This is a genomic window from Synechococcus sp. MW101C3 (assembly GCF_002252635.1).
GTDB lineage: Bacteria > Cyanobacteriota > Cyanobacteriia > PCC-6307 > Cyanobiaceae > MW101C3.
Genome location: NZ_NQKX01000002.1, coordinates 103,921 through 128,414, shown reverse-complemented (window position 1 = coordinate 128,414; position 24,494 = coordinate 103,921). Strand labels below are relative to the sequence as shown.

Below are 24,494 nucleotides of genomic sequence, written 5' to 3'. Positions count from 1 at the left end.
CCAACCGGCGTGTGAGGCGGTGCTGGCTGGGGTGGCTGATCCTGCCCAGGCGCTGATCGGGACGCGCTGCCGCAACGGCTCCTGCGCGACCCCAAACCGCTGCCAGAGTGGGCGGGCTGCGGCATTCCATGCCCCACCACGGCCCGCCCCTGGCCCCATCCATCGACCTGAACCGCCTCCTGGCGGCCGGCCTGGGGCGCGACCCGGCGGCACCGGCGCTCCAGGACCTCGAACACAGCATCGGCTGGGCCGAGCTCGACCGGCAGGCGGAGCAGCTGGCCAGGGCCTATCAGCGGCTGGGTCTGCGGCGGGGCGACCGGCTCGCCTCCCTGATTCCCAACCGGGTGGAGCTGGTCGTCCACTACCTGGCCGGCCTGCGCAGCGGCCTGGTGCTCACCCCGCTCAACTACCGCTATGTGTCCCCGGAGATCGACCATGCGCTGACGGTGAGCGGCGCCGCAGCCCTGGTGTTCCACGGCGAACGGCTGGCCGATTTGCAGGCCAGCGCCGTGGCGGGCCAGCTGCCCCTTGGCTGCCACCGCATCGACGATCCCACCGGGTTCGACGAGCTGCTGGTAGCGGCCCCCGCCGGCGGCGAGGCCCTGCCCTGGTCCCCCCTGGCCGACGACGAGCCCTGCTTCATCTACTTCACCTCCGGCAGCACCGGCCGGCCCAAGGGCGTGACCCACAGCCGGGCCAGCTTCGCCGCCGTGCTCACCTCCCTGATCCAGGCCATCGAACTGCGGGCCGGCGAGGAGGTGCTGGCCGGCAGCTCCCTGGCCCACATCGCCTCCTCCGCCCTCGTGTTGGCCGCCCTGGCCGGCGGCGCCTCCGCGGCGATCGCCAGCCGCATCGATGCGCCCACCGTGGAAACCCTGCTGCGGCGCCATCGGCCGTCGGTGCTGCTGATGCTGCCCGCCGCCCTGTTCGAGCTGCTGCGGGATGACCGGTTGCTGCCGACGGATCTGGCTTCGGTGCGCCTCTGCATCAGCGGCGGCGACAAGGTGCCCCACCAGCTGCAGGAGGAGTTCCGCAGCGCCGCCGGCTTCGGGATCGACGAATGCTTCGGCATGAGTGAGATCGGCTACGCCACCCTGGCGCCCCCGTCGGGCCAGAACCGGATCGGCTCCGTCGGCCGGCTCTGCCCGGGGTTCAGCGCCAGCCTGCGCCACGAGGACGGCAACGAGGTGGCCCCGGGCGAGCAGGGACGCCTCTGGATCCAGGCGCCCTCCCGGATGCTGGGCTATTGGGACAACCCCCAGGCCACCGCCGACACCATCCAGAAGGGCTGGCTGGACACCGGCGATGAAATGCGGGTCGATGCCGACGGCTCCTTCTGGTTCTGCGGCCGCCGCAAGCAGATCATCGTCCACGACAGCTCCAACATCTGCCCCCAGGAGGTGGAGGAGGCGCTCTCTGAGCATCCGGCCGTGGATCTGGTGGGGGTGATCGGCATCCAGGACCCGGTCCATGGCGAGAACGTGCGGGCCTACGTCACCCTCCGCCCCGATCAGCCCGCCCCCAGCGAAGCCGAACTGATCGCCTTCGCCCGGGCCCGCGTCGGCTACAAGGCACCGGAGGAGATCCGCGTGCTGCCTGAACTGCCGCTCACCCCCGTGGGCAAGACCGACCGGCTGGCCCTGCGGCAGCTGGCGGTGGATGGGCTGCATGCCGGTTGAGGCCTCCCTGCTCGACTGGATCGGCAACCGCGGGCGCCGCTGCAGCGTCGGCGAGGTGGCCGCAGGCACCGGGCTGTCCCTGCAGGAAGTCGAGCCGGGGCTGCTGGCCCTAGTGGCCGAAGTGTCCGGTCGCCTGCAGGTGGCCGAGGACGGCACCTTGCTGTTCGTCTTCCCCCCCGCGCTGCGGATGCGGCTGTTGGCCCTCAGCGGCCGCCGGCGCCTGCAGGCCCGGCTGCAGGCGGCCCTGCGCCTCGCCGCCCGCCTGATCCGGCTCAGTTTCGGCCTAGTGCTGCTGCTGGTCACCACCCTGGTGGTGCTGATCCTGTCGGTGCTGCTGATCGTGCGGTTGTTCACCAGCGACGACGGCGACGATGCCGGCCTGGCGTTGCTGCAGGGGCTGGCCCACGTGCCCCTCTCGATCCTGGATCTGCTCGCCTCCGGTATCCGGGCCCCGGCGCGTGAGGGCTCCGCCTCCGTCACGCCGCAGCAGCTGTGGAGCCTGCTCTGGGACCTGCCCGGCGAGGGCGCCGATCCGGCCGCCCTAGGCTTCCTCAGCGCCGTGTTCTCGATCCTGTTCGGCGATGGCGACCCCAATGCCCGCTTCGAACCGCAGCGCTGGCGCCGCATCGGCGCCTTCCTGCGCAAGCGCGGTGGCGTGGTGATCGCCGAGGACCTCGCCCCGCTGCTCGATCTGCCCGACTGCCCCTCCGATCCCGACCGCCGCCGTGACCTCGCCGATGCCGCCATGCTGCCGGTGCTGCTGCGCTTCGACGGCCGCCCCGAGGTGAGTGAGGACGGGGATCTGATCTATGGCTTCCCCTCCCTGCCGGCCAGAGCGGCCCGCGCTGATGGACCGGTGCCGCCCCTGCGTGAGCGGGCCTTTCGCTTCAGTCGGGCCGGACGCGGGCAACGGGTCGCCTATGGCGTCGCCGTGGGGGGCCTGCTGGTGCTCTCGCCGTGGCTGCTGGCGATCACCCCCGCCTGGCTGCCGCCCGTGGCCTGGCTGGCCCGATTCGCCATCGGCTACGCCCTGTTGCTGCTGCTCCTGCCCCTGGCCCACCTGCCGCTGCAGCACTGGCGCAACCGCGCCATCGCCGCCCGCAATTTCCGCCGTCAGGCCTGGGCCCAGGCGGCCCGCCACGCCGATTCCCAGCTGAAGCGCCGCCGTGCCGCCGCCTGCCGACTGCGCGCCACCGAGGCTGGCCGGCCGGCGCCGCGCGTCGTGTACGACAGCGGCCGCGATCTGCTGGAGCAGACCATCGACGACCTGGCCGGTGGGCCCCGGCCGACCGCCTGAGACAATCCACCCTCGCCTGTGCCCAGCGAAAAACATGGCCGTTCTCGGCAGAGAGGCGATCCTGCAGGCGATCGAAGCGGGCGCGATCGGAGTCACGCCGTTCGTTCCCGAGCGGCTGGGCCCCGCCTCTCTCGACCTCACCCTCGCCGGCACCTTTCGCGTGTTCCGCAAGGTGCACGAGGTGATCGAGGTGCGCGAGCACACCGACTACCGGCAGCTCACCGAGAAGATCAAGGTGCCCCAGAACGAGCACATCCTGATCATGCCGGGCGAAACGGTGCTGGGCATCACCCAGGAGCGGCTACGCCTAGGGCCAGGGCTGTGCGGCTGGCTGGAGGGTCGCAGCCGTTTTGCGCGGCTGGGCCTGATGGTTCACATCAGCGCCCCCTTCATGGGGCCGGGGATCGACAGCCAGCAGGTGCTGGAGATGAGCAACTTCGGCCCCGCTCCCCTGGCCGTGATTCCCGGCACCGCGGTCTGCCAGTTCGTGTTCCAGAAGCTGGAGGGGAGCGAGATCTATGCCGGCGGCTTCGCTGGCCAGACGGAGGACTCCTTCTGAGAGCCACGTCGTTCCTGGTGCGGTACGGGGGTGCTGCAGGCTCTGCCTCTGATCTGCGCGACTGGGGGCTGCGGCAGCAACAGTCAGAAAATGCCCAGAGTTTTCTTCTTGCAGTAACCGGCGCCGATGTTCATCCAGCCCGATTCGCAGGGCTTGCCGTAAGTGGGCCTCACTTCGTAATAGATGGGTGAATTGCAGTGCTGCTTCAGGTCATTCACATACCCCAGCGGGCACTGGTCGTAGCCCGGAAGCTTGGGGATCCGCTTCTGTGCCACCGCCGCTGCGGGGATCAGCAGCGGCAGTGTGAGCAGCGGCAGGGCCAGGAGCCTGGCGGCCAGAGCGCAGCGTGACGTCTTCATGGCGCGAGGATCCAAGGGCATCATCCAGGAGTCTGATGGCCTGGCGGCAGCCAGCACAACCAACAACCGCACCATCGCCGCAGGGATGGGCCGTGCCCGCCGCACCTCCGTTGCTTTGCTCGCCATGACCCTCCCCCTCCAGGCGATCCCCACCGCACGGGTGGCTATCGCCGCACAGGTGGCTACCGCCGCTTGGGTTGCGCCGGGGCGATGACCAGCAACCCACGCCATCGTCGCGCCAAGCTCCGCCGGCTGCTGCGCGTCCTGCTGTTCGTGGTGGCACTGGCCGGTGCGCTGGCCTCCCTGGTGGTGTTGCTGCCGCTCACGCTCTGGGGCCTGCTCTACTGCGCCATCAAGACCCCACTCGACTGTCTCGCCTCCCTCGCGGTGCTGCTGTTGCTGTGGCTGGCCGCTTTCTCCCTCGTGGCCCTGGCGGTGCTGGGCGCCAGGCGGTTGCGGAAGCCTGACCCCTAGCGCGATGCCGTGGCCGCCGGTATGGCCTGGGGCAGTCTCACCCCCCAGCCGCTATCGGTGCGTCGCCTGTGTGCCTCAACAGGATGTCCAGATCGCAACTCTGGAGCTGGAACGTTATCCGCAGCCAGCTCGAGCGGCGGAGCAGGGGTGTTCATCAACCAATGTCACCCCAATGCTTTACCGCATTGACACCCAACCACGCAGCATGCGGCACAATTTCATGATCCGTCACTTCACATGACAGACAGAGGCGGTGCTTTAACCCCAACCACTAGAAACTCGCGCTTACTGCCTCAAACGTGGCGAACGTTCGGACAACGATTAAGTCCGATCAGCCAATGAACAGGACTTGCTTCACAGGTGGCCAACAAGCCAAACCAGCTTGAGCACACTCAGGCTAACTCATGAACAGAGCCATTCAAAACCTCTGGGTCTCTGGCAACGTTCCGTGGGTTCAGCCCAGTTCATGCCAGGTGTGCACTTGAATGATCAGATCATGAAGGTCGCCACCACCGCTGCGTGATCGGATGCCGGGTCAGATTTGCGCTCGGTGGGAACCTCATTCACCGATGGCAGCCGGTTCGTCGCCAGAACGGTGCGGGCGTCTGGGATGTTCTTGGGGTTCACGAGGCGGTGGCTGGCAAAGATGTGATCGATCAATTCACCACGGCCCTTGAACACCCGGGTGTAGGGAGGCTCTGCGGGTGGCTCGCCATCCGGCGTGACGTTGAGGCGCGGAGCCAGATTCCACATCCGATAGCCGTCTCCCTTGTCGCCAGTGAGGAACCCTGCGGTCTCAAGCTCTGAGCCCGTCGGACCCTGAATGATCTGGGTGGTGGCGGCATCGGGCTGGTCGTTGAGGTCCCCGCAGAACACCACGGCCTTCTCACGCCCCAGTCCGTCATCGGGATCGGGCTCTCCGGCACTGGAGGAGAGGATCGCATTGATCCGGTCACGGATCGTCAGCGCCTCCCCGGTGCGGCGGTAGAGCGCGTAGGCCGCATAGCGGTAGCGCTCGTCCTCATCCTTCGGGCTGAAGTTGCCCTTCGGCCGGGGATAGCTGATCAGCTTCGATTTGAAGTGGGCGGTGATCACGGTCACCTCCGTACCGTCAACCTCCACCACCACCTCCAGGGCGCTGCGGCCCATGGCGGCGAGTAGCGATTCATCGGCGACGGTGCCCGGCTTGTCGAAGACCGGATCCTTCTGCTGCACCGGACGGATCAGATCCGGAAACGGGCTGATGGACCGGATACCGCTCAGAGGGCGGATGGAGAGGATCGCCACGCGGATGGCACGGCTCGGTTCTCCGCCGGCTTCCGGGACTCCTTCCGCCGCATGGGGCATCGAATGGGTCAGGGCCTGCTGCAGAGCCGCCAGGGCGCCGTTCGGACCGATCTCCTGGAGAGCCAGCAGATCAGGCTGCTCTTCGTCGATCACGGCGGCGAGCTTGGTGAGTTTGTCCTGGAATTGCTGCTGAGCCTCCGGCTTCGAGGGATCAGGAAGGAACAGGTTCTCCACATTCCAGTTCATCACTTTGAAGGCCGTCATGGAGCTCCCGATCGCTTCAGTCTTCACTGGGATATAGCAACGTCAGGTTAAAGTTGCATGTAGGCAGATGTTCAAGCAGCCTGGGTCGGTGAGCTCAGGCGTGGCAGACCACCGTCCCCAGCGGTTTCACTGAGGCGTGACCGGGCCAAGCCGCGGCGCCTTGGCGGGATCCAGGAGGGGCGGCAGGGGTGCGTTGGACGCGGGTTCAGCGGCGTTCTGGGTGTAGGCCACGGTGTAGAGCTGAGGCTCGGCCTTCAGAACCAGTCCCTTCAGCCGCTCCAGATGCTGCGCAAAGGCAGGGCTTGACCGCATGGCCAGATAGGCCTCGACGGAGCTGAAGTGGGCGTAGTTGACGGCGCGGGTGCGATCGAGGCTGAGGTGCAGGTTGGCGCTCAGGCTGCCCGGAAAGACGCCTTGTAGGCGCTTGTATTCGCTCACCTGGGTGGCCACGAAGGCCTCGGCCTGATCTGGATCCAGATGAAACACGTTGATCAGCACGATGCCATCGCCGACGCTGATCGTGTTGACGGGAAAGCCGTTGTCAGAGCTGGCAGTTGTTCCGGTCATTGGATGACGTGCAGGGAAGATCTCAGAGGATGCCGCCATTCACCTGAAGCGTCTGTCCGTTCACCCAGCGGGCATCATCGGAGGCGAGAAAAGCCACCACATCCGCCAGATCGGCGGGCTGGCCGAGGCGACCCAAGGGAGTGGCAGCGATCAGATGGGCCAGGGCATCGGCTGGCATCACCAGGCCGTCTGTGTCGGTGACCCCGGGGCCGATCTGGTTGACGGTGATGCCACGGGGGCCGAGCTCCTTGGAGAGGGCCATGCCGAACTGCTCCACCGCCGCCTTGCTGGCGGCGTAGACACCTGCGGCGGGCAGGGCCTGGCGGGTGGCACCGCTGGCCAGATTGATGATCCGGCCACCGTCGGCCACGTGGCGGGCCGCCTCCTGCAAGGCGAAGAACGTGCCGCGGGCATTGGTGCCCATCACGCGGTCATAGTCCTCTTCCTCGATGTCAGTCGTGGGTTTGAACACGGATACCCCGACGTTGTTGACGACGATGTCCAGATGACCGAATTGCTCGAGGACGGCTGCGAACAGGGCCCGGGTCTGGCTCACCTGGCTGAGGTCGGATTGGTGTGCCAGGGCCCGCACCCCACCTGCTCGAATCGCAGCCGCCACGGCCTCTGCCTTCTCGTGATTGCCGGCGTAGGTGAGCACCACATCGGCTCCATCACGCCCCAGCCGCTCAGCGATGGCCCGGCCGATGCCGCGGGATCCGCCCGTGACCAGGGCCACCTTGCCTTGCAATCGCGTCATCGTCGTTGTGGTGCGCCGGGGACGGAGGGGATCAAGCGGCAACCTATGGCGGCCCGCCACGGAAAGGAAGGGCTTACCTTCAGGTGCGTTGCCGGGCCAGGCTCGCCATCTCCAATGAGCGCAACCCTGCCGACGGGGACTGATCCCATCGAAGCAACCACCTTCGTGAGAGCTGCCCTCAAGGTGCTGGAGGGCAAGTGGACCTTGCCCATCCTCTGGCAGCTGCGGGAGACCCCTCAGCGCTACGGAGATCTGCGCCGCGCGATTCCAGAGATCAGCGACAAGGTGCTGACCCAGCACCTGCGCGACCTGGAACGCGGCGGGTTGGTGGAGCGGGAGGTGATGCCTGCCAAACCGCCGCAAGTGAGTTATCGCTTCAGTGCCTACGGCCGGAGCCTGATCCCATTGATTCAGTCACTCTGTGCCTGGGGAGAGCAGCACCTGCAGCGCCAGGATCGCTTCGAATGATCCATCAGATCTGTTGGGGCTACTGGCCGTTGAAGTGTTTGGATCCAGAGCTCCGCTGGTCAGCACGGTCAGCCGGGACAATCCCCGGTGCTGGTGCGGCTGGCCAGCGTGGATCACTAAGCCGTGGTTTGCGGCGACCGTAATCGCTAGCAACATCCGCTGGTTAACCAGCGGGAGATGGCCAGCGTGCGTGAGGTGCTGATCCCTGCCGATAATCGCCTCCAAGAGATGTGGATCGCCCTGGCTGAGCAAAAGCCCGGTCTTCCGTCGTAGCTTTATCCACTGCGCATCATCTGTTCAGATGGCCCTTGATCATTGGTTCTTCCCACAAGGTTCTGATAAACGTTCGGCCTCCCAGTGCGTTGGTGGGGGATGCACACACTGATCAACTGGCTGGTTCAGGTTCCATGGGGCACATCAACCCTCCATGAGCCAGTGGGGTCGCCGAACGATTCCTCTGGCTTCAGGCCTGGCGACCTGGCTTTTTGCTGTTGGCTCGCTTTGTCCAGAAGCTGCGATGCCTCCTGGACAGCGCGACGTCGGATCTCAAGAATGTGCCCGATTTCACGGGCGAAGCTGGGCTGACGCTCGATCATTTGATTGACCACGTGGCCGGATATCTTCATCACTTCAAGGTCAAAAAGGGCTGTGATGGTGACGGAACTCGGGTCACCTGAGAACAAGGCCATCTCGCCGAAGAACTCACCGGATCGCAAAGACAGTACCTCCCGATCCTGCTGATGTCCATCGGCTGTGGACATCACCGCCTGGCCCGAAACAATGATGTAGAGAGCATTCCCAGAATGGCCTTGCCGAACCACTTTTTCGCCGGCAGCAAAATGCTGAAGGGAGATACCCAAGGAAGGAGCCTGCATCAATTCCTGCTCCTTGTTCAGCGGTACGTAGGCCGGCAGAGCCTGTAAGCTCTCTGCGAACTTCTTGGAGATACCCTTTTGCTGAGAAGTTGGGCCATTGAAGTGGTAGAGAGTGCGTATCGGAAAGGGAATCGAAAGATTGTTCCGCTTGGCGGCATACCACACCCTGGTCATGAATCGCTCACGAATATTTTCAATGTCACCATAATCTCGAATGAAAAACTTCACCTCATAAGTTACCGCCGAATCGGAGTAGTCGAGAGTAAAGACATTGGGCTCTGGATCCGCCAAAACTCCTTTTGTCTCTAGTGCAGTGCTCTTCAGCACTTGCCGAGCAAGATTAGGTGGATCATTATATGAAAATCCCAGCTTGATTCTCTCGGCGTGGATTGGGGTCGGTTGCGTAAAGTTGCGAATCATTTCACTGCTGATCAGCTTATGAGGGATCACAACCATTTCGTGTTCGAGCGTCAGCAGACGGACGGCCCGCCAGTTGATGTCAATCACCTGACCCACCACCCCATTCACCTCAAGCCAGTCACCCACGGAGAAAGGTCGCTCAAACAGAAGGGCGATGCCGGACATCACGCTTCCCAAGGTGTCTTGAAGTGCCAGACCGATAACGATTGAGCTCACGCCCAAGGCAGTCACCAGTCCGGCCAAATCGGCATCCCAAACAGTGGCCAGAACGAAGGCTGTGCCAAGAAGAATTAGAAACAAGCGTGCAAGATCTACCAACAGCTTGGGAACTCTTGATCTCCATGTATCAGCTTCTGCTTTCTCAAAGAGAGCAAGGTTAAGCAGAGACAGAGCTGCATGAATCATGCAGATCCAAAGGATTGTCTCTCCAGTTTTGAAGATGCGAGTACTGGTACTGAGGCCGAGAACATGCTGCAAAAACAACAGACCAATAAAGATAGGAATGATCAGGTTGCGAAGCAGTCGCAAGGTCTCAGCCAAGCCTTCGCCATGTCGCCGCAGCCGATGGATCGCTTCACCAAGCAGGACAGACAACAGCGGAAAGCCCACTGCCAGTATCCCCACCCAAAGAATGAAGGTGCTCGTGATCATCAGGATTGCTCGCGTGAATTTGTTTCCACAGGCATCAAAGTGCCTTTGAGGGTCCACGCTCTGAGAGTGATCGGCTCATGATCTGGAACCTTATCGAGTTGCTCAAAAGGATAAAGATCTTCGAGGCGATGGTGGACAGTCTGCGACACAAGAATTGAACCTGGTGTGCATGCATCCTTCAGCTCGACGGCGAAATTCATGGTTTTGCCCCAGACGTCATAGACCACCTTGCTCTTTCCAACGATGCCAACAGCGATGTCGCCAGAATCGATGCCAACTTTCAAGTTAAGATCAAAACCACGCTCTAGATTGAACCTGCGGATGACACCAAACATCTCGATGCAACAGTCGACCGCTCGTCTGTCATGGTCGAGATAAGGGGCGGACAATCCACAGACAGCCAGATAGCGATCGCCAATCGTCTTGATTTTTTCGATACCATGACTCAGCGCAATATCATCAAATGACGCAACCAGATCATTGAGGATTGCAACAGACTCGAAAGCACTGAGGGAGGCAGCAAGCTCAGAAAATCCTGTCACTTGCATGTACAACACTGCAACATTAGAAATGTCTTCGGCGATTTGCTTCTCACCGCGCTGCAGCCGGCGTGCAATGGCTGCCGGGAACACACTCAGGAGAAGGCTTTCATTTTCCCGGCTCTTGTGTTCGACCAGTTCTCGCTGGGAACGCAAGCTATGCAGCATCGAGTTAAACGAACGACCGAGTTCACCAAACTCATCTCCGGTTTCAAGGGTTGGGATCGACTCCAACTCGCCAGTGGCCACCTTGCGGGCACTGCTGATGAGAGAATTGATCGGCTTCACGAAAAAGTGTGCAAGACCCATTGCCACTAACGTGGTAAGGAGGATCAAGAGTGTTGCCGAAATGAGAACCTGGCGCTGAAAAGAGTGGATCGGCGCATAGGCTTCGTCCAGATCCATCTCGGCAAGAATTACCCAATCCAGATCCCTGATCTTCAATGGGGAAAATGAGCTAAGAACGGGAATATCTCGATAGTCCTTGATGATCTCGGTGCCCTGCTTTCCTGCCAAGGCCTGGCTGACAGCCTGTGTTCTAACCATCAACTGGAGAATTGTGGTATCAAACTGTTGGATTCTTCTGATGATATCTTCCTTGATGTTCAGCGAACGAAGACTGGCAAAGAAAGCCTTCGGATCGTCAATCAGAAATCTGGATGTGGACCGCATCAACTGGTCATTGCCGACCAAGTAGGTTTCGCCGGAATGACCAAGACCATCTTCCTTCCAGTTACGGTTACCCGTCATCACATTGTTGATCTCATTCACCGGCATCTGAAAGGCCAGAATTCCAACCAACTCTGATCCTCTATAGATAGGCGCAGCGATGAAGGCAGCGGGGGCATCATAAGAGGGTGGGTAGGGGGCAAAATCCACAAGCCTGGTGTAATTCTGCTCCTTTGCATCCATCACAGTGCGAACAAGGGTCGCCAGATTTGTACTCTTATACGGCCCACTCAGCAGATTGCTGGCAAAGTCAGTTTCCTTGAACACCGTATAGACCACTGTTCCTTCTGGGTTGATCAAAAACATGTCATAATATCCAAATCGTTCGATGATGTTTCGGAAGATTGGATGGTAGGTGGCATGCACCTTCGAATATGCGCTGCCGTCAGGAGCACTGTTGAGAAGCTGCTTCTTGCCAACAGGATTAGGATTGGCTGCGATGTATTGGGACTGAAGATATTGGGAAGCTTGCGGCTTGGGCAAATAGGAGCGCAGGATCGGTGTTCCCGAGCGTCCCTCCATAAGACGCGGCAGAAAGATCTGAGCGTAGTACTCTGACAGCTTCCGGTCTGCTTCTTTGGACAATGAGGTCTTGTCCAGTTGCTTGTGAGCTGAAGCAAACTCTTGAACGGCAGAGATTACCGATGGATTTTCACTGAGGGTCTGAGTGTGATTGCGAATGGTTTGAAAGTAGGACTCAATCTGGTGTGCTTTAGAGGCCCGCACACTGGTCAGTTGATTGGATACCCGGCTGGTGAGATTGTCTTTGCCGCTCCGATAGCCAAGAATGGCTGTGACAAAGATTGAAAAGCCGCTCACTGCGAGCAGCATCAAGATTAGCTTTGACTTGATGCTCAAATGGCTCAGCGAAGGCATTGATTCAGCGAGCTCAAAAGAAGGACATCATCGAAGACGTTTTCGAAGCCGTATCGGAATGGTGAGCTGGCCATTCAGCTGTACCATAAACTTCCAACAGCCGCGCAACTGTAGCAATCGTGGCACTTCCCCCCGCCTCACCCCCGGCGTGACGTGCTTGGTGGTTGGAACAATTGCGGCGATGATGGTTCAGTGACAGGGCAGTCCTGGAGTCAGATGCAGCGGGAGCGGACGGTGTCACTGGTGAGGGAAGGAACAGAACCTGGATGGTGCAGCTTTGTTTAGACAGCTGACGCTCAATCCGGCCATGCGCAACAGTCAAGCGGACTATGCGCAGGCGTTTCTACAAATCCAAACCTGGATTGACGGCAGGCTCACTTGGGGACGTGTATGCCGGAGCGAGTTGGTTGAAGTAAACCTGGACTCTCCGTGCTGACTGGCCCCGATCCCCGAAGCCAACCGAGGCATGAGAGCACTCGCGCTCCGCACGCACATGTTCAGTGACTGGTGCCGCAAGGCCAGCTGGCTGTCGGGACAGGAGGCGATGGTCGCGCCAAGGGCACACGTCCGTCGATGGAATGGGTGATGAAAAGGCCTACGAAAGTCAACGAGGCAGGGACGGACAGCCGCACCTTCTTACCCAAACCGCCATCTGCCTGGTCGTTGTGTTCAGCTGATTGAAGCTTCACCACCATGCCCCTCACCGGATCTGAACCGCTCGCTAAAGGGCAGGAGCTGGGTGTTGCCTCGACTCCCGATCTGGTGCGGGCCGCCGGCCAGCTCAGCAGCAGGAACGATGGCAGCGAACGTCTGAACTTCACTGCCTTCGTTGAGGCGCTGCACGAAACCGAGCCGCAGGCTTCTGCGGAGGCGAAGCCTTCTCAAAGAAACGCCGTAGGGCGTGAGCCGGGTGGCAGAAGGGCGCTCGCTTCAAGGTCAACGAAATCGCTGGCAGGACCCCAGGAAACCGCTGACGTGGTCGGACCACTTGGCCAGCGCCAGCAGCTCGCGGGGCTGCCGAGCAAAGCCCTTCTGGGAGAGGGCGGTGAGCTCGGCCAGGTTGTCGTGGGTGACCAAGGGCTTGCTCCGCTTGCCGGCTTCACAGGCCTCGACAAACTCCTGGCCTTGCTCCGCCAGGCACTGGGCGTAGGCCGCCTCAAAACTCACCCCCTGCTCCTGAAGGCGTACGAAGGCTCCAGCTCAGGCGGAAGGTGATCCAGCCAGAGGGGCAGGCTGCGCACCGGCCCGATGCTGACCTCACCGGTCTCGGTGTGCATCAGCACCACGATGGCCTCCAGGGTCCAACTGGGCTGGGCCAGCAGCTGGCCAGCTGCAATCTCGAAGGACCCGCGATTGTCCTCAACCAGGGCCTGGTGGATGTCGCCGAGGTCAGGCATGCGAAAGGGGTGACACAACAAAGCCCGGTGACGAGGCCACCGGGCTTTGAAGGAGTCTGGTTGATGGGGGCGGAGGTGCTGACGCTGGCACCTGGGGCCAGGGTTCCAGTGGGGCTTCCCCTTTGGGTCCGGGGCACCTATAGCGGTGCTATGGACGGCGACGGCGTAACACGCCAGGGAAGCCAGAGATCCGATGAGAGTGTTGGAGCAGGGGCCGGATCGTCAGCGCGCTCCTCACACCTGCTCGGGTGGGGTGTCATCCATGGTCTGGAGCCTCCCGGTTCGTGATGCATTCACCATCGATCCGCCGGCCGCAGGCGGCAAGACTTTCCTGTCAGGAGGACACCGCTTGTGATCTGCGGTAACGGCTCTTCATGAACCGGTCACTGTTTACGCCAACGGCCGCCCCTTCCAGGTCCAACCGCGGCCGCTGAGGGTGCGCCACACCGATACCGGACCGATCGCGGCCACCACCAGGCCACCGGCTCCCATCAGCCACCAGAGGGTGAGCGGTACCTGGAACTGGCGGCGGGTCCACAGGCGCAGGACCAGTTGCAGGGCGATGCCCACCAGGGCGAGGGCCAGGGCGCTCAGCGATACGAGCCGCTGGCCGGGCAGCAGCGCGGCCGCAATCGCAGCGGCCGGTGTCAGCAACCAGGGGCCGCTGAACATCAGCAGCACCACCGACGAGGCCGCCAGGGCCCTGGCCACATCGCCATCGAGGCCAAGCAGCCAGTTCTTGGTCCAGCCCTCCCAGAGGGAGGCGAAATCGCTGTACATGCGCAACTCGAGCGCATCCAGCCCCAGCAGGTAGCACAGACGATGGCCGCCTTGCTTGATCCGCCGCGCCAGGGCCAGGTCCTCCACCACCTCCGCCGCCAGGGCCCGGTGGCCGCCGATCGCTAGGTAGGCGCTGCGGCGGAACAACATGAACGCCCCGGCGGCGAAGGCCACCGGACTGGCGGGATCGTTGGCGGCTTCGATCGGAAAGCCGAGCCCCAGCAGGCTGGCCATGATCGGCTGCACCATCCACTCCGCCAGGCAGCCGCACCTCAGCCGCGGCGCCAGGCTGAACAGGTCGGCCCCGTCTGCGATTGCCTGGGCCAGGGCGCGCCGCAGGGTGGCCGGCTGCAGGCGCACATCGGCATCGACGAACAGCACCCATTCGCTCACAACGTGCTCCATGGCGCGGCTGCAGGCCCAGTTCTTGCCCACCCAGCGCTCGCCCACCGGCCGGGCCCCGGCATCAAGCAGCGAGAAGTGCGGCTCCGTGGCGCCGCAGGCCATTGCCGCCTCCAGGGCGATCGCCACCGTGGCATCGCTGGAGCGATCGTCCACCAGCAGCACCCGCCAGTCGCCACAGGGGTCCTCGCTGCTCAGCAGGCTGGAAAGGCAGGCGGCGATGTTGGCAGCTTCGTTGTAGGCGGGCACCACCGCCGTAAGCGAAGTGTTGGCCAGGGCAGCTAACACGTCAGTTCCCGGCTGCGGCCGTTCCGCCAGCCTGGGCGCCCGCGCAAACACCCGCGCCAGGCCAGCGATCAGGATCACCAGGCCAAGCGCCGCGGCGGCGGCCATCGACAGCAGCGCCCAGGCGAGGGCCGTGGCTGGATCCATGGCGTAGCCCTCAGGATTGATCAGCCCATGGTGGCCCGGCTCACGCATCACCCTGAACCGATCCAGGATTGGCGGATGACGACTGAGGCCCCCACTTCCGCGCCACGGTTGATCGATGGTCCCGATGCCGCGCCGGCCACCGTGCTGCTAGCCCACGGGGCCGGTGCACCGATGGACAGCGCGTTCATGGCGGCCATCGCCAGCGGCCTTGCGCAGCAGGGCTGGCGGGTGGTGCGCTTTGAGTTTCCCTACATGGCCCGGATGCGCGAAACGGCCCGCCGCCAGGGGCCTGATCGGATGCCCGTGCTGCAGGAGGCGTTCCGCCAGCAGGTGCGGCTGGAGAGGGGCGAAAGCCCGGAGCGGCCGCTGTTCATCGGCGGCAAGTCGATGGGCGGCCGGGTGGCCAGCCAGCTGGTGGATGAACTGGCCGCCGGTGATGGGGTGCGGGGCTGCCTGTGCCTGGGCTATCCCTTCCATCCGCCCGGCAAGCCGCTGCAGCTGCGCACCGAGCACCTGGCCGCCCTGCACACCCCCACCCTGATCCTGCAGGGGGAGCGCGACAACTTCGGGCGACGGGAGGAGGTGGAGACCTACAGCCTTTCTCCCCATGTGCGGCTGCGCTGGATCGCCAGCGGGGACCACAGCTTCAAGCCCACCCGCAGCTCCGGCCTCATCGAGGCGGAGAACTGGGCGACGGCGGTGGCCTGGAGTGATCGGTTTGTGCGGGGGATGCTGGAGGGGTGAGCCCTGGTCTGCCGGAAGGGAATCGGCACCATGGGTTCCATCCACGCCACGCCATCGTTACCGGCAGGATCCGCTGCCACTGGGAACGGAAGCCCAGCGCACCCAAGTGTTCGGCCCCTCTACCGCGAGGTCCCGCCTCTGCCGCTCTGTGTCGGTTGATGCCCAATCGGTACGCGGGGCCGGGCCTCCAACGGGACCTCTACATGGCAAGAGCCCTGGCAGGCCTCAAGCCTGCAAGCAGCAGCAACAGATCAAACAATGCAGCGAATGCATGGCCCTGGCGGGAAGGGTGTTGTTGCCCATCCATAGGATCAACTCGCCATGACAGGCGGGCGCAATGATCATCTACCTGGAAACCCGCGAGGTTTTCCTGGAGCATGTGCGCCGTAATCGCATTGAGGAGGAGGTTGGAGAGCGGCTCAAGGCCCTTGCCGGTCGGCGGGTCAGCCCGGCAGAGGTGCGGGCCTGGCGTAATTCCTTTCAGTACGTCAGCCAATTCCTGCTGGCCCCCCAGATCCCTGCGGGGCTGGGGGTGGCGATCGAGTATCAGATCCACAACACCTCGCGCCGGATCGATCTGCTGCTCTCCGGCCGCTCCCCGGACGAGCGACATGCGGCGGTGATCGTGGAGCTCAAGCAGTGGGAAACCGTGGATGCCACAGCCATGGATGGTGTGGTGCGCTCCGTCGTGGGTGGCGGCCCACGGGATCTCACCCACCCCTCCTACCAGGCCTGGAGCTACTCCTGCCTGCTGGAGGACTTCAACACCGCCGTACAGGAGCACGCCATCGCGATCACCCCTTGCGCCTACCTTCACAACTGCAGCGACGGCAGCGGGGTTCTCGCGGACTGCTACCAGGACTACCTGGAGCGGGCTCCGGTGTTCCTCAGGCATCACACCGATGAACTGGTTGGCTTCCTGACCCGCTGCCTTACGCAGGGCGATGGCGGCGAGACGATCAAGCGGATCCGTGATGGCCGGACCCGGCCATCACGGCAGCTGGCGGAAGTGTTCGAGCAGATGGTGCTTGGAAACAGTGAATTCACCCTGATTGAGGAGCAGAAGGTCGTCTATGAGCGAGCCCTGCAGTTCGCGAGAAAGCTGCGGCCCGGCAAGCGCACCGTGCTGCTGGTGCGGGGCGGCCCTGGGACCGGCAAGTCAGTGGTGGCGATCCACTTGATGGCGGCCATGCTGCAGAAGGGGCTCAACATCCGCTACGTGAGCAAGAACGCCGCCCCGCGCACAGTGTTCAAGGCCAAACTCACCGGTCAGCTTCGGCGCACCCGTTTCGACAACCTCTTCTGCGGATCGGGTGCCTTTGTTGACTGCCCCCCCGGTTTGTACGACACCCTGGTGGTCGACGAGGCCCACCGGCTGAACCGCTTCAGCGGCCTTTATGGCAACCAGGGAGAGAACCAGGTCAGGGAGATCATCAACGCCAGCCACCTGAGTGTGTTCTTCCTCGATGAAGACCAGCAGGTCGCCTGGAAGGACATCGGCACAGAAGCCGAGATCCGCGAGCACGCCAGCCAGCTAGGCGCGCAGGTGGTGTGCGATGAGCTGCCTTCCCAGTTCCGCTGTGCCGGCTCCGATGGCTATCTGGCCTGGCTGGATGATCTGCTCGGCATCCGCTCCACCGCCAACCCGGAGCTCGACCGGGAGGTGTTCGACTTCCGCCTTTTCGATGACCCGCAGAGCCTGCATGCGGCGATCCGCCACGCCAATGGCAACAACCGCGCCCGGCTGGTGGCCGGCTACTGCTGGAACTGGGCCTCGAAACGCAGCCCGGATCTCAGCGACATCGTGATCCCCGAGCATGGCTACGCCGCCCGCTGGAACCTGGCCTCGGAGGGCAACACCTGGATCATCAGTCCCACCGGCGTTGAGGAGGTGGGCTGCGTGCACACCTGCCAGGGGTTGGAGGTCGACACGATCGGCGTGATCATCGGGCCGGATCTCCAGTTCCGAGGTGGCCGGCTGCTGGCGAATCCCACCACTAGGGCCCGCAGCGACAAGAGCCTGAGCGGCTGGCGGGCCGCCATGGCCACCGACCCGGAGGGCACCGAGGAGCGGCTCAGCCGCCTGATCCGCAACACCTACCGCACCCTGATGACCCGCGGCATGAAGAGCTGCTGGGTGTTTGCCTGCGATCCCCAGCTGCAGACCTATTTCCGCGAGAGGTTGGATCCGTCTGGCGATTCTGGCTAAATCCCCGGCGAGGGCCTGACCCTCACGCTGCAGCCTGCGGCAGCTCTCCCTCCACCAGGAACAACTCCCGGGGGAAGCGATGCACCGTCCCGTCGTCATGGCTCAGGAAGGACGCGTGATCGGCGTTGACCTCGCCGGTGATCTCCACCTGATCAAACGGCGTGGAGACCAGTGCCGCCGGCGTGAACACCCCCACCTGGACCAGCGTCTCACGGGTGCGGGCGCTCAGATACTCGAACGCCTCGATTCCCTCCTCCCGCATCCAGGTCCCCAGCCGTTGGGTGGGTCCGTAGTGCCGTGGGTCCCGCAAGTCAGCCTGGGCGGCTGCGTCGGCCAAATCCTGTAATTGCAGTCCCCTGCTGGTTTGCAGCAGCACAGAGAACAGGGTCTGCCGGCGACGTATGGGCGCCTTAGGCGGTTCGCTGAATCCTTCCCAGAACAGCAGGGCGTAATACGCCCCCTCCACCAACGAACCGATGCGCGTGCGGGAGCCGTAGAACATCCCCCGATGCTCCCGACCCCCGAAGCGGGAGCCATGCCGCAGGGGCGGGTAGCGGAACGGGGTGGCGAGCAGCGGATGGCTCGCCAGCAGGGAGGGCCTCGGCGGCTTGCTGCGTTCTACCAGGGCCTCCAGCCGCGCCAGCTGCTCCAGGTCATCCACCAGGGGGCCCAGCGAATCGATGCCCTGCTGCTGCACAAGCCGTAGAACCGTTCCCGCCAAGGGGACCTCCGCTGCGGCCTGCACGATGGCGAGCAGATCCATCGCCGTCAAAGGCGGGCGCGCATGGCGTCGAGGTAGTGCACGATCTCCACCAGTTCCTCGGTTCGCTGCACCTGCTCCGCCGGCACGCCGCCGGTGTGGCGGTTGGCGGTGTGAAACCAGTGGCACATCTGCTCGCGGTCATTGCCTACCAGCACCGCCAGGCTCCGGTACAGACGCACCACCAACAGGGCCAGCTCACCGGTCTTGGAGGCCGGGTCGATGCCCTTGCCGCGGGCGAAGAGCGAGCGATCGCGACCCAGCACCCGCGCCAGGGCCGAGCGGCTCAGCGCCAGCTCATCAGAGGCCCGCAGCACCGCCTGGATCAGCAGCTGGGCATCCGTGAGCGGAGCCGCTGCGGCGGCGAGCGGCGGCGAGCGATCAACTACAGCCATCAACCCGATGCATTTGCATCAATGATAGATGGTTTGTGGGGGAATCAGCAGGGAAGAGCCGAAGGCGCGGCCTGATCACCAGCGTTTGGGGCCCATGGAAGAAGGGGGCGTTGGCCTTCAGGCAGGGAGGGCAGCAGCGCCAGCAGGCCCAGACGACGAGCGAAACAACCTTGCCAAAGGCGAATCTCCCCGCCCAGAGCCCATACCTGCTGCCAGGTTTCCCGGCAATGCCAGCGCGCCGTCATGACCCTGCCCCAGCTGATGCCGCTGTTGGCGGCCGCGGCGATCGCGCCATGCCCAGCTCCGGTGAAGGCCCAGCTGGATGGTCTCTACCGCTGTCAGGTGGCGCGGCAAGAGCTGCGCGTTCCGATCGACCTCAAGAGCCAGCAAGGCCGCTTCACCGATGGGCTTTACCAGAAGCTGCGGCGCGCCTATGGGCTCGATCCAGCCAGCGGCCGTTTTGTCGACTTCGATCTGTTCAGCGGCACCCAGGTGTCGACCTTCGGTGCCTAGGTGCTGGGCTGCACCGCCGCCCCCGGCGGAGGGCTGGAGGCCCTGGTGCCTGTGCAGGCAGGCCTGCGCAACCGCCCCAAGGAGGCGCCGAAGAAGCTGCGCTATCAGCTGGTGCGCGGCGCCGCTGGCAGCTGGAAGATTGCAGGCATCATCTATTCCCATCCGGCTGGGTTCCGCCTCTCCAGCTATCTTGACGAGCTGCTGGCACCCCAGGCCTGAAGGCTGCAGCAGCGACGCCTATCACTCGTTGGCAATCGCCCGCGCTCAGGGATGGGCGTGACCGTGCTGGAGGTGGGCCGGCAGGGGCTGACCCTGATCGTCGAGCAGAACCACGCTTTCCTGCTCATTGGGGTCGGAGCGGGTGACGATGGCGATCGCTGGCTCGGTGGCGCTGAGATTCACCGGTTGATGGGGAAGATCAGCGGGAATGAAGATGAAATCGCCGGCGCGGTTCACCACCCGATGGCGCAGGCCGGCGCCATAGCGGGTTTCCACCGTTCCCTGCAGCAGGTAGATCGCCGTCTCGTAGTTGCGGTGGAGATGGGCTCGGGCCTTGGCACCGGGCGGGATCACGACGCGGTTGAGCGAGAGCGTGCGCGCCCCGCTGTTGGCACCGGAGATGCCCACGAAGCGCCCCAGACCCTGGCGGCTGTCCAGCTGCGTGGCCGGCCGCACCGTGATCACCCCGCCGTCGCCAGGACGGCCGATCACCTCGTCCGTACGAGCAGGCGACGCCTGCGCCAGCAGCCCCAGCCCACAAGCCAGGGCAAGTGCACGACCATCCATCAGCACAGCTACCTCCGCAAGCGCTCCAATCTGCCCCAGATCAGATGCAGATGGCCATTGTGGTGGGGGTGACCACGCAGCCAGCCAGGCCTGGGGAACTGCTCGAACAAGAGGTGCGGAGAGGCAAGAGCTTCAATGGCTGGAGCATGGGACGTCATCGTTCCTGGCAGAGGGGGATCTCGAGAAGGACGCCACCCCGCACCATGAAGCGGCCTGGGCATCGCCAATTCACAGAGTGCTGTTGCAATCGGAATGGCCTCGCCCTGAAGCGTGTCCTGGCTGCCAGGATCGAAACAAGCGCCAGCACGACGTCATGCCACTACCCCTGCTGTTGCCAGCGTTGCTGGCTGTGGCGATCACCCCGTGCCCTGCTTCCGCGAAGGCCCAGCTTGATGGCCTCTACCGCTGGCAGGTGGCTCGGCAGGAGCGGCGCGGGCCGATCGAGATCACGAGCCAGCAAAGCCGATTCACTGATGGGCTGTATCAGAAGTTGCGGCGTGCCTATGCGCTCGATCCAGCCAGCGGTCGATTCGTTGACTTCGATCTGTTCAGCGGCACCCAGGTGTCAACCTTTGGCGCGAAAGTGCTCGGCTGCACCGCTCTTCCCGGCGGAGGGCTGGAAGCCCGGGTGGCGGTGCAGGCAGGCCTGCGCAACCGCCCCTCTGAGATGCCGCAGCAGCTGCGCTATCAGCTGGTGCCGGGGCCTGCAGGCACCTGGAGGATTTCCGACATCGTCTATTCCAGTCCGGCTGGATTCCGCCTCTCCAGCTTCCTGGCCGAGCTGCTGGCACCAAAGCCCTGATCGCTGCAGCCACCCGTTGAATGCGCTGCTGCTGAAGCAGCAGGAGAATTGTCAGCTTGATGGCCCGCCTTCAGCGACCACTAGATAGCCCAAGGGGCTACCCAGTGTTGCTGTGTTCTATTCATGCAGAATAGATCTAGGTAAAAGCAATAGCTCCATCCACTCCAACGACGAGAGTGCCATTAAGAAGATTCACGCTGTCCCCAGAAGTGGCACTGCCGATCTGTTCAATTCCTTGAAACGTCAATACAGCACTAGAGCCAGAGCGCGTAAGCACGCCTTCCGAAATCTGGTAAGTCCCAGCGTCAAGCAGCAGTCGATCAGTGCCTGCTCCGCCATTCGCGTTGACATCGCCAAAACCCAAGATGGCATCGTTTCCATTCCCTAAATCAACGATGCCACCACCTGTAAAACCTCCCAAGATGGCGTCAACCGTGTCATTGCCTTCTCCCATACTGATAAACCCTTCGTTCCAGATAGCCGCCCCTTCTGCTCCTCTCACTTGACCCACAAGAGAATCATCATCTGCACCAGCATCAATGGTTCCCTGATTAAAAACACCAGCTGAGCCGCCTATGCCGACAATCTGATCAGCACCAGACCCAGCGTTTAGAATGCCATTGTTGGTGTTAGAGATTCCATACCCACCAAGACTCTCACCCTCCACAGCGTCGCCGTCTCGACCCATAAAGACTGAGCCGCCATCATTGAGCAAGCCCGAGGAGTCTCCATCAAGTGAACGTGCAATCAATCGATCGGACCCATTAGCAAAGTTAATCAGGTTAGAATTAACAACCCCAATCCCATTCTCACTATTGCCAATAAGGAGATCATCGCCTACATCAGTGAATATAATTCCGGCGTTAGAAACGCCATCTCCATTATCAGCTTCTCCCGCGATTGTGTCATCCTCGGAGCCAGTGAAGATGCGACCCGATTCACCAATTGAGATACCAAGGGTATCACCACTGCCAACCACAGAGTCATTTCCTTCTGATGTCTGAATCAGTGATTCGTTCTGGATGCCGCAAGCCCCCCCTATTCCAACAACTTGATCAGACCCTTCGTCAGTATTGATTCCACCTTGGTTAAAGATTCCATAGCCAGCGCCCTCACCCTTAACAAGGTCGTTACCCGGGCCAGAGCCAATCAACCCACTATTAAGGTTAAAGATTCCATATTGGCCGCCCTTGCCAATGATGGCGTCATCACCCCTTGCCAAGAAAAGATTTCCTCCGTTGTTTTCAATGCCAGCATCAGAAGTACTTGATCCTCTAACCGTGTCATCACCAGTACCACCATCCAGCAACCCACGATTATCAATTCCATCATCACCCTCGCTGCTTGCATTAACGATGTCATCACTGTCACCTAGAAAGATCACCGATGAGTTGATGATTCCATCACCATCTCGACCGATCGCCCTGATCGCATCGGCCCCAGAGGCCATGTTAATGAGGGAGTCATTGAATAAACCAGATGTAACGCCTTCGGCCAGCAATACATCTTCCCCTCCTCCAAAGATAATGGAGCCAGAGTTGGCTACACCGAAGCCAGAGCCGCCTCGCCCAGCCAACACATCATTTCCATCACCTGTATTGACGATACCTAGATTGACAATTCCGTTTTCGGACGCGCTTGCAGCAAATCTGTCATTACCTGTTCCAGCCTCCAGCGACCCTTCAACCGTCAGGCCCGTTCCAAGCGAATCCGTTACTCTGATGACATCGTCGCCAGCCAAAGTGGTGACGGCTGCACCCAGAGGAATGAAAAGCTCTTCCTCAGTAAATTCATACAAGTTCGAATTTTCATTGAAGTTTAACAATGCGAGATTAATGCTCATTTGAACTAACTCAAATCTCATTTACTCTACGCACATGAGTACCATATTGCCTTCCCCGCAAGGAAGCCTGTGTTCAAAGCAAAACGTTCCGCATTCTTAACTAGAAGTTAATTGTTACAGGACTATTGCAAAACCATGCAACGCACCTATGGTTAAGTTTTGATTCAAGTGTAGCGTCGTGGATTTTTCTGAAAGCTTCACTAGGAACCAGCCTTGGTGGCCTTCCGCCTCCACTGGCCTTGAAGCAGGAGTGGCTCCCTTCTTCAACGAGGTCGATCGCTCTCTTTTGATTCACACTGATTCAGCAAGAACAGATTGGTTACTCGACACTACGAGGATCTCCAATGACACACTCCCAACCCTTCAGTCTATCTCGGGAGCGAAGGTTGCTGGATCGAATCTAGAAGATCAGGTTCTTGAGGCTTATTCTTCTATTAAAGCTGCATTCACTCAGGACGAAATTGACGCCATCACGGGCACGCCAACCTCGATAGAAGGTGGTGAAGGTATGATTTCAGCTCGATTCCAGGAGCATTCTTGGATCACAGATGATGGCATCATTCATATTCTGCCCAATACTGGCGAACTTACACTATACACAGCTGTGAATGGAGGGGAGACTTGGGATTCTTCGGTAGTCCTGCCAGGCTCAGATGCCTCCTCAACGTCCGATGGTGTATTGATTGGGGACGGGTTGTACGTTGCATTTTCTACTGACTTTGGATCCATTGCCTTCTCTCAGCTTGCTTACTCTGATAGTGATGCTTCCTGGGAGATAGAAGCCACCGTCGATGTTGCTCGAGATCGAACAATGATCTACGAGAGACCGTCCGTTGCAAGGTCTGATGATGGAACTCTATTCGTTTCCTATACGGCAACTAACCGATTGACCGGTGACGTTAGCTTAATGGTTTCCTACAGCATGGATGGTGGGGAAAGTTGGGTTCAGGCCCCCCGCACCATCCCAAGCTCAACTGGTGATGGCCCAATTTCCGGGGAAGTCATTGTTACTGACAGGGGAGTTGGCTTGCTCTATAAAGATGGGCTGACATTAAAGTGGGCTGAATTCGCCTATCCAGACAGCACTGGATCTCGGATTACGAATCAAGTATTGATTGAGCTTGGCAACGACCAGCGCGATCCAAATGCGACCCATTTCAGCTCTGTAACTGATCCCGAAGGAAACATCCATGTTGCTACCAACAATGGAGAGGGACAGGTTGTCTATCTTCGCTATGATTCTACTGCTAACACTTGGAGCGAGCCAGAGGAGATTGTTAACTATCGAAGCGGCGACTACATGCAAATGAGCATAGCAGATGACGGCACACTCTATATTACTTATAACGCTAGAATAGGTCTCAACACAGTAGCCGAGGTCAGCTCCAGCTCTGATGGTGGTGTGACATGGAGTGTTGTGGCCAGGCTCAGCCAGGATGAAGTTGAGCAATCAGGGAACGTAAGGGTGGAAACTCCTGGATACATTGATGATGAGCTTCCTGTCTTTCAGCAAGTACAGTTGTCTCGAGATGATCAGAGTTTAGTTTTCTACGAAGTAGGCTAGCATACTCGGATAACAGTTTGGCGCTGTTTTCATCATTCTTGCTTGCGATAGAAGCCCGAACCGCTC

General features: G+C 61.5%; 25 protein-coding genes. 12 read left to right on the top strand and 13 right to left on the bottom strand.

The annotated features are described in order from the left end of the window. Nucleotides 1-128: 128 nt before the first annotated feature. The 3 genes from CJZ80_RS02905 to dcd are packed head-to-tail and all read left to right on the top strand — an operon-like array spanning nt 129 to nt 3,535. Nucleotides 129-1,679 carry a class I adenylate-forming enzyme family protein gene (locus tag CJZ80_RS02905; RefSeq protein ID WP_094510585.1) on the top strand — a complete coding sequence of 517 codons (1,551 nt, stop codon included), beginning with the start codon at nt 129-131 and terminating at the stop codon, nt 1,677-1,679. Continuing rightward, a complete protein-coding gene (locus tag CJZ80_RS02900; RefSeq protein ID WP_144036886.1) occupies nt 1,669-2,976 on the top strand; it encodes a hypothetical protein in 1,308 nt (435 codons plus the stop codon). The genes CJZ80_RS02905 and CJZ80_RS02900 overlap by 11 nt, the downstream gene beginning before the upstream one ends. A gap of 34 nt (nt 2,977-3,010) precedes the next feature. Then, on the top strand, nt 3,011-3,535 hold the full coding sequence (gene dcd, locus CJZ80_RS02895; protein WP_094510583.1) for a dCTP deaminase: 525 nt from the start codon (nt 3,011-3,013) through the stop codon (nt 3,533-3,535). An 83-nt stretch (nt 3,536-3,618) separates the two neighbouring features. Here the strand turns inward: dcd and CJZ80_RS02890 are convergent, their stop codons facing one another. Beyond that, a complete protein-coding gene (locus CJZ80_RS02890) occupies nt 3,619-3,894 on the bottom strand; it encodes a hypothetical protein (protein ID WP_198948213.1) in 276 nt (91 codons plus the stop codon). Here CJZ80_RS02890 and CJZ80_RS02885 point away from each other — a divergent pair. Together CJZ80_RS02885 and CJZ80_RS02880 are read left to right on the top strand one after the other, a co-directional pair. After that, nucleotides 3,893-4,108, top strand: coding sequence for a hypothetical protein (locus CJZ80_RS02885; protein WP_094510582.1), 216 nt, complete (start codon nt 3,893-3,895; stop codon nt 4,106-4,108). The two genes, CJZ80_RS02890 and CJZ80_RS02885, sit on opposite strands and share 2 nt — an antisense overlap. Next, nucleotides 4,105-4,368 carry a hypothetical protein gene (locus CJZ80_RS02880; RefSeq protein WP_094510581.1) on the top strand — a complete coding sequence of 88 codons (264 nt, stop codon included), beginning with the start codon at nt 4,105-4,107 and terminating at the stop codon, nt 4,366-4,368. The genes CJZ80_RS02885 and CJZ80_RS02880 overlap by 4 nt, the downstream gene beginning before the upstream one ends. 489 nt (nt 4,369-4,857) lie before the next feature. Here the strand turns inward: CJZ80_RS02880 and CJZ80_RS02875 are convergent, their stop codons facing one another. The 3 genes from CJZ80_RS02875 to CJZ80_RS02865 form a co-directional block, all read right to left on the bottom strand. Next, a complete protein-coding gene (locus CJZ80_RS02875) occupies nt 4,858-5,919 on the bottom strand; it encodes an endonuclease/exonuclease/phosphatase family protein (protein ID WP_094510580.1) in 1,062 nt (353 codons plus the stop codon). A gap of 126 nt (nt 5,920-6,045) precedes the next feature. Beyond that, on the bottom strand, nt 6,046-6,486 hold the full coding sequence (locus CJZ80_RS02870; protein WP_094510579.1) for an antibiotic biosynthesis monooxygenase: 441 nt from the start codon (nt 6,484-6,486) through the stop codon (nt 6,046-6,048). A 22-nt stretch (nt 6,487-6,508) separates the two neighbouring features. Then, the gene (locus CJZ80_RS02865) at nt 6,509-7,243 is read right to left on the bottom strand and encodes a glucose 1-dehydrogenase (RefSeq protein ID WP_094510578.1); all 735 of its coding nucleotides are present in this window, start codon (nt 7,241-7,243) and stop codon (nt 6,509-6,511) included. Between the two features lie 165 nt (nt 7,244-7,408). On the opposite strand from CJZ80_RS02865, the gene CJZ80_RS02860 reads away from it, so the two are divergent. Then, nucleotides 7,409-7,711 carry a helix-turn-helix domain-containing protein gene (locus CJZ80_RS02860; protein ID WP_198948212.1) on the top strand — a complete coding sequence of 101 codons (303 nt, stop codon included), beginning with the start codon at nt 7,409-7,411 and terminating at the stop codon, nt 7,709-7,711. A 398-nt stretch (nt 7,712-8,109) separates the two neighbouring features. Here CJZ80_RS02860 and CJZ80_RS02855 read toward each other — a convergent pair whose 3' ends face one another. The 5 genes from CJZ80_RS02855 to CJZ80_RS02835 form a co-directional block, all read right to left on the bottom strand. Further along, on the bottom strand, nt 8,110-9,657 hold the full coding sequence (locus tag CJZ80_RS02855; protein WP_094510576.1) for a mechanosensitive ion channel family protein: 1,548 nt from the start codon (nt 9,655-9,657) through the stop codon (nt 8,110-8,112). Further along, complete coding sequence (locus CJZ80_RS02850; RefSeq protein WP_094510575.1) at nt 9,657-11,801, bottom strand: adenylate/guanylate cyclase domain-containing protein; 2,145 nt, start codon at nt 11,799-11,801, stop codon at nt 9,657-9,659. Before CJZ80_RS02850 ends, CJZ80_RS02855 begins: the two co-directional genes overlap by 1 nt. 936 nt (nt 11,802-12,737) lie before the next feature. After that, nucleotides 12,738-12,968 carry a hypothetical protein gene (locus CJZ80_RS02845; protein ID WP_094510574.1) on the bottom strand — a complete coding sequence of 77 codons (231 nt, stop codon included), beginning with the start codon at nt 12,966-12,968 and terminating at the stop codon, nt 12,738-12,740. After that, the gene (locus CJZ80_RS02840; RefSeq protein ID WP_094510573.1) at nt 12,965-13,198 is read right to left on the bottom strand and encodes a hypothetical protein; all 234 of its coding nucleotides are present in this window, start codon (nt 13,196-13,198) and stop codon (nt 12,965-12,967) included. The genes CJZ80_RS02845 and CJZ80_RS02840 overlap by 4 nt, the downstream gene beginning before the upstream one ends. A gap of 390 nt (nt 13,199-13,588) precedes the next feature. Beyond that, on the bottom strand, nt 13,589-14,812 hold the full coding sequence (locus tag CJZ80_RS02835; protein WP_094510768.1) for a glycosyltransferase family 2 protein: 1,224 nt from the start codon (nt 14,810-14,812) through the stop codon (nt 13,589-13,591). A 75-nt stretch (nt 14,813-14,887) separates the two neighbouring features. Here CJZ80_RS02835 and CJZ80_RS02830 point away from each other — a divergent pair, with 75 nt between their 5' ends. Beyond that, nucleotides 14,888-15,556, top strand: coding sequence for an alpha/beta family hydrolase (locus tag CJZ80_RS02830; protein ID WP_094510572.1), 669 nt, complete (start codon nt 14,888-14,890; stop codon nt 15,554-15,556). 337 nt (nt 15,557-15,893) lie between these two features. Next, nucleotides 15,894-17,765 carry a DUF2075 domain-containing protein gene (locus tag CJZ80_RS02825; protein WP_094510571.1) on the top strand — a complete coding sequence of 624 codons (1,872 nt, stop codon included), beginning with the start codon at nt 15,894-15,896 and terminating at the stop codon, nt 17,763-17,765. A 22-nt stretch (nt 17,766-17,787) separates the two neighbouring features. Here the strand turns inward: CJZ80_RS02825 and CJZ80_RS02820 are convergent, their stop codons facing one another. Beyond that, complete coding sequence (locus CJZ80_RS02820; protein ID WP_094510570.1) at nt 17,788-18,528, bottom strand: RES family NAD+ phosphorylase; 741 nt, start codon at nt 18,526-18,528, stop codon at nt 17,788-17,790. Nucleotides 18,529-18,533: 5 nt separating this feature from the next. Continuing rightward, nucleotides 18,534-18,920: an antitoxin Xre/MbcA/ParS toxin-binding domain-containing protein gene (locus tag CJZ80_RS02815; RefSeq protein WP_094510569.1), complete on the bottom strand. Its 387-nt coding sequence runs from the start codon at nt 18,918-18,920 to the stop codon at nt 18,534-18,536. 243 nt (nt 18,921-19,163) lie between these two features. Here CJZ80_RS02815 and CJZ80_RS15565 point away from each other — a divergent pair, with 243 nt between their 5' ends. After that, nucleotides 19,164-19,433 carry a hypothetical protein gene (locus CJZ80_RS15565; protein WP_233132756.1) on the top strand — a complete coding sequence of 90 codons (270 nt, stop codon included), beginning with the start codon at nt 19,164-19,166 and terminating at the stop codon, nt 19,431-19,433. Continuing rightward, nucleotides 19,434-19,652, top strand: a complete 219-nt coding sequence (locus CJZ80_RS15560; protein ID WP_233132755.1) for a hypothetical protein — start codon at nt 19,434-19,436, stop codon at nt 19,650-19,652. 45 nt (nt 19,653-19,697) lie between these two features. Here CJZ80_RS15560 and CJZ80_RS02805 read toward each other — a convergent pair whose 3' ends face one another. Further along, nucleotides 19,698-20,219 carry a cupin domain-containing protein gene (locus CJZ80_RS02805; protein WP_094510767.1) on the bottom strand — a complete coding sequence of 174 codons (522 nt, stop codon included), beginning with the start codon at nt 20,217-20,219 and terminating at the stop codon, nt 19,698-19,700. A 313-nt stretch (nt 20,220-20,532) separates the two neighbouring features. Between CJZ80_RS02805 and CJZ80_RS02800 the strand changes: the two genes are divergently transcribed. Beyond that, nucleotides 20,533-21,021 (top strand): hypothetical protein, encoded by a 489-nt coding sequence (locus tag CJZ80_RS02800; protein WP_094510568.1) that lies wholly within the window; start codon nt 20,533-20,535, stop codon nt 21,019-21,021. Between the two features lie 136 nt (nt 21,022-21,157). Here the strand turns inward: CJZ80_RS02800 and CJZ80_RS14845 are convergent, their stop codons facing one another. Next, nucleotides 21,158-22,864 (bottom strand): hypothetical protein, encoded by a 1,707-nt coding sequence (locus tag CJZ80_RS14845; RefSeq protein WP_144036885.1) that lies wholly within the window; start codon nt 22,862-22,864, stop codon nt 21,158-21,160. A gap of 250 nt (nt 22,865-23,114) precedes the next feature. Between CJZ80_RS14845 and CJZ80_RS02790 the strand changes: the two genes are divergently transcribed. Next, nucleotides 23,115-24,428 carry an exo-alpha-sialidase gene (locus CJZ80_RS02790; protein WP_144036884.1) on the top strand — a complete coding sequence of 438 codons (1,314 nt, stop codon included), beginning with the start codon at nt 23,115-23,117 and terminating at the stop codon, nt 24,426-24,428. Nucleotides 24,429-24,494 lie beyond the last annotated feature (66 nt).

Bases quoted from the DNA above. Each gene is read 5' to 3' on its own strand.
- CJZ80_RS02905 (WP_094510585.1), top strand. From the start codon at position 129: ATGCCCCACCACGGCCCGCCCCTGGCCCCATCCATCGACCTGAACCGC.
- CJZ80_RS02900 (WP_144036886.1), top strand. From the start codon at position 1,669: ATGCCGGTTGAGGCCTCCCTGCTCGACTGGATCGGCAACCGCGGGCGC.
- dcd (WP_094510583.1), top strand. From the start codon at position 3,011: ATGGCCGTTCTCGGCAGAGAGGCGATCCTGCAGGCGATCGAAGCGGGC.
- CJZ80_RS02885 (WP_094510582.1), top strand. From the start codon at position 3,893: ATGGCGCGAGGATCCAAGGGCATCATCCAGGAGTCTGATGGCCTGGCG.
- CJZ80_RS02890 (WP_198948213.1), bottom strand. From the start codon at position 3,894: ATGAAGACGTCACGCTGCGCTCTGGCCGCCAGGCTCCTGGCCCTGCCG.
- CJZ80_RS02880 (WP_094510581.1), top strand. From the start codon at position 4,105: ATGACCAGCAACCCACGCCATCGTCGCGCCAAGCTCCGCCGGCTGCTG.
- CJZ80_RS02875 (WP_094510580.1), bottom strand. From the start codon at position 5,919: ATGACGGCCTTCAAAGTGATGAACTGGAATGTGGAGAACCTGTTCCTT.
- CJZ80_RS02870 (WP_094510579.1), bottom strand. From the start codon at position 6,486: ATGACCGGAACAACTGCCAGCTCTGACAACGGCTTTCCCGTCAACACG.
- CJZ80_RS02865 (WP_094510578.1), bottom strand. From the start codon at position 7,243: ATGACGCGATTGCAAGGCAAGGTGGCCCTGGTCACGGGCGGATCCCGC.
- CJZ80_RS02855 (WP_094510576.1), bottom strand. From the start codon at position 9,657: ATGATCACGAGCACCTTCATTCTTTGGGTGGGGATACTGGCAGTGGGC.
- CJZ80_RS02850 (WP_094510575.1), bottom strand. From the start codon at position 11,801: ATGCCTTCGCTGAGCCATTTGAGCATCAAGTCAAAGCTAATCTTGATG.
- CJZ80_RS02840 (WP_094510573.1), bottom strand. From the start codon at position 13,198: ATGCCTGACCTCGGCGACATCCACCAGGCCCTGGTTGAGGACAATCGC.
- CJZ80_RS02835 (WP_094510768.1), bottom strand. From the start codon at position 14,812: ATGGATCCAGCCACGGCCCTCGCCTGGGCGCTGCTGTCGATGGCCGCC.
- CJZ80_RS02830 (WP_094510572.1), top strand. From the start codon at position 14,888: ATGACGACTGAGGCCCCCACTTCCGCGCCACGGTTGATCGATGGTCCC.
- CJZ80_RS02825 (WP_094510571.1), top strand. From the start codon at position 15,894: ATGATCATCTACCTGGAAACCCGCGAGGTTTTCCTGGAGCATGTGCGC.
- CJZ80_RS02820 (WP_094510570.1), bottom strand. From the start codon at position 18,528: ATGGATCTGCTCGCCATCGTGCAGGCCGCAGCGGAGGTCCCCTTGGCG.
- CJZ80_RS02815 (WP_094510569.1), bottom strand. From the start codon at position 18,920: ATGGCTGTAGTTGATCGCTCGCCGCCGCTCGCCGCCGCAGCGGCTCCG.
- CJZ80_RS15565 (WP_233132756.1), top strand. From the start codon at position 19,164: ATGACCCTGCCCCAGCTGATGCCGCTGTTGGCGGCCGCGGCGATCGCG.
- CJZ80_RS02805 (WP_094510767.1), bottom strand. From the start codon at position 20,219: ATGGATGGTCGTGCACTTGCCCTGGCTTGTGGGCTGGGGCTGCTGGCG.
- CJZ80_RS02800 (WP_094510568.1), top strand. From the start codon at position 20,533: ATGCCACTACCCCTGCTGTTGCCAGCGTTGCTGGCTGTGGCGATCACC.
- CJZ80_RS14845 (WP_144036885.1), bottom strand. From the start codon at position 22,864: ATGAGCATTAATCTCGCATTGTTAAACTTCAATGAAAATTCGAACTTG.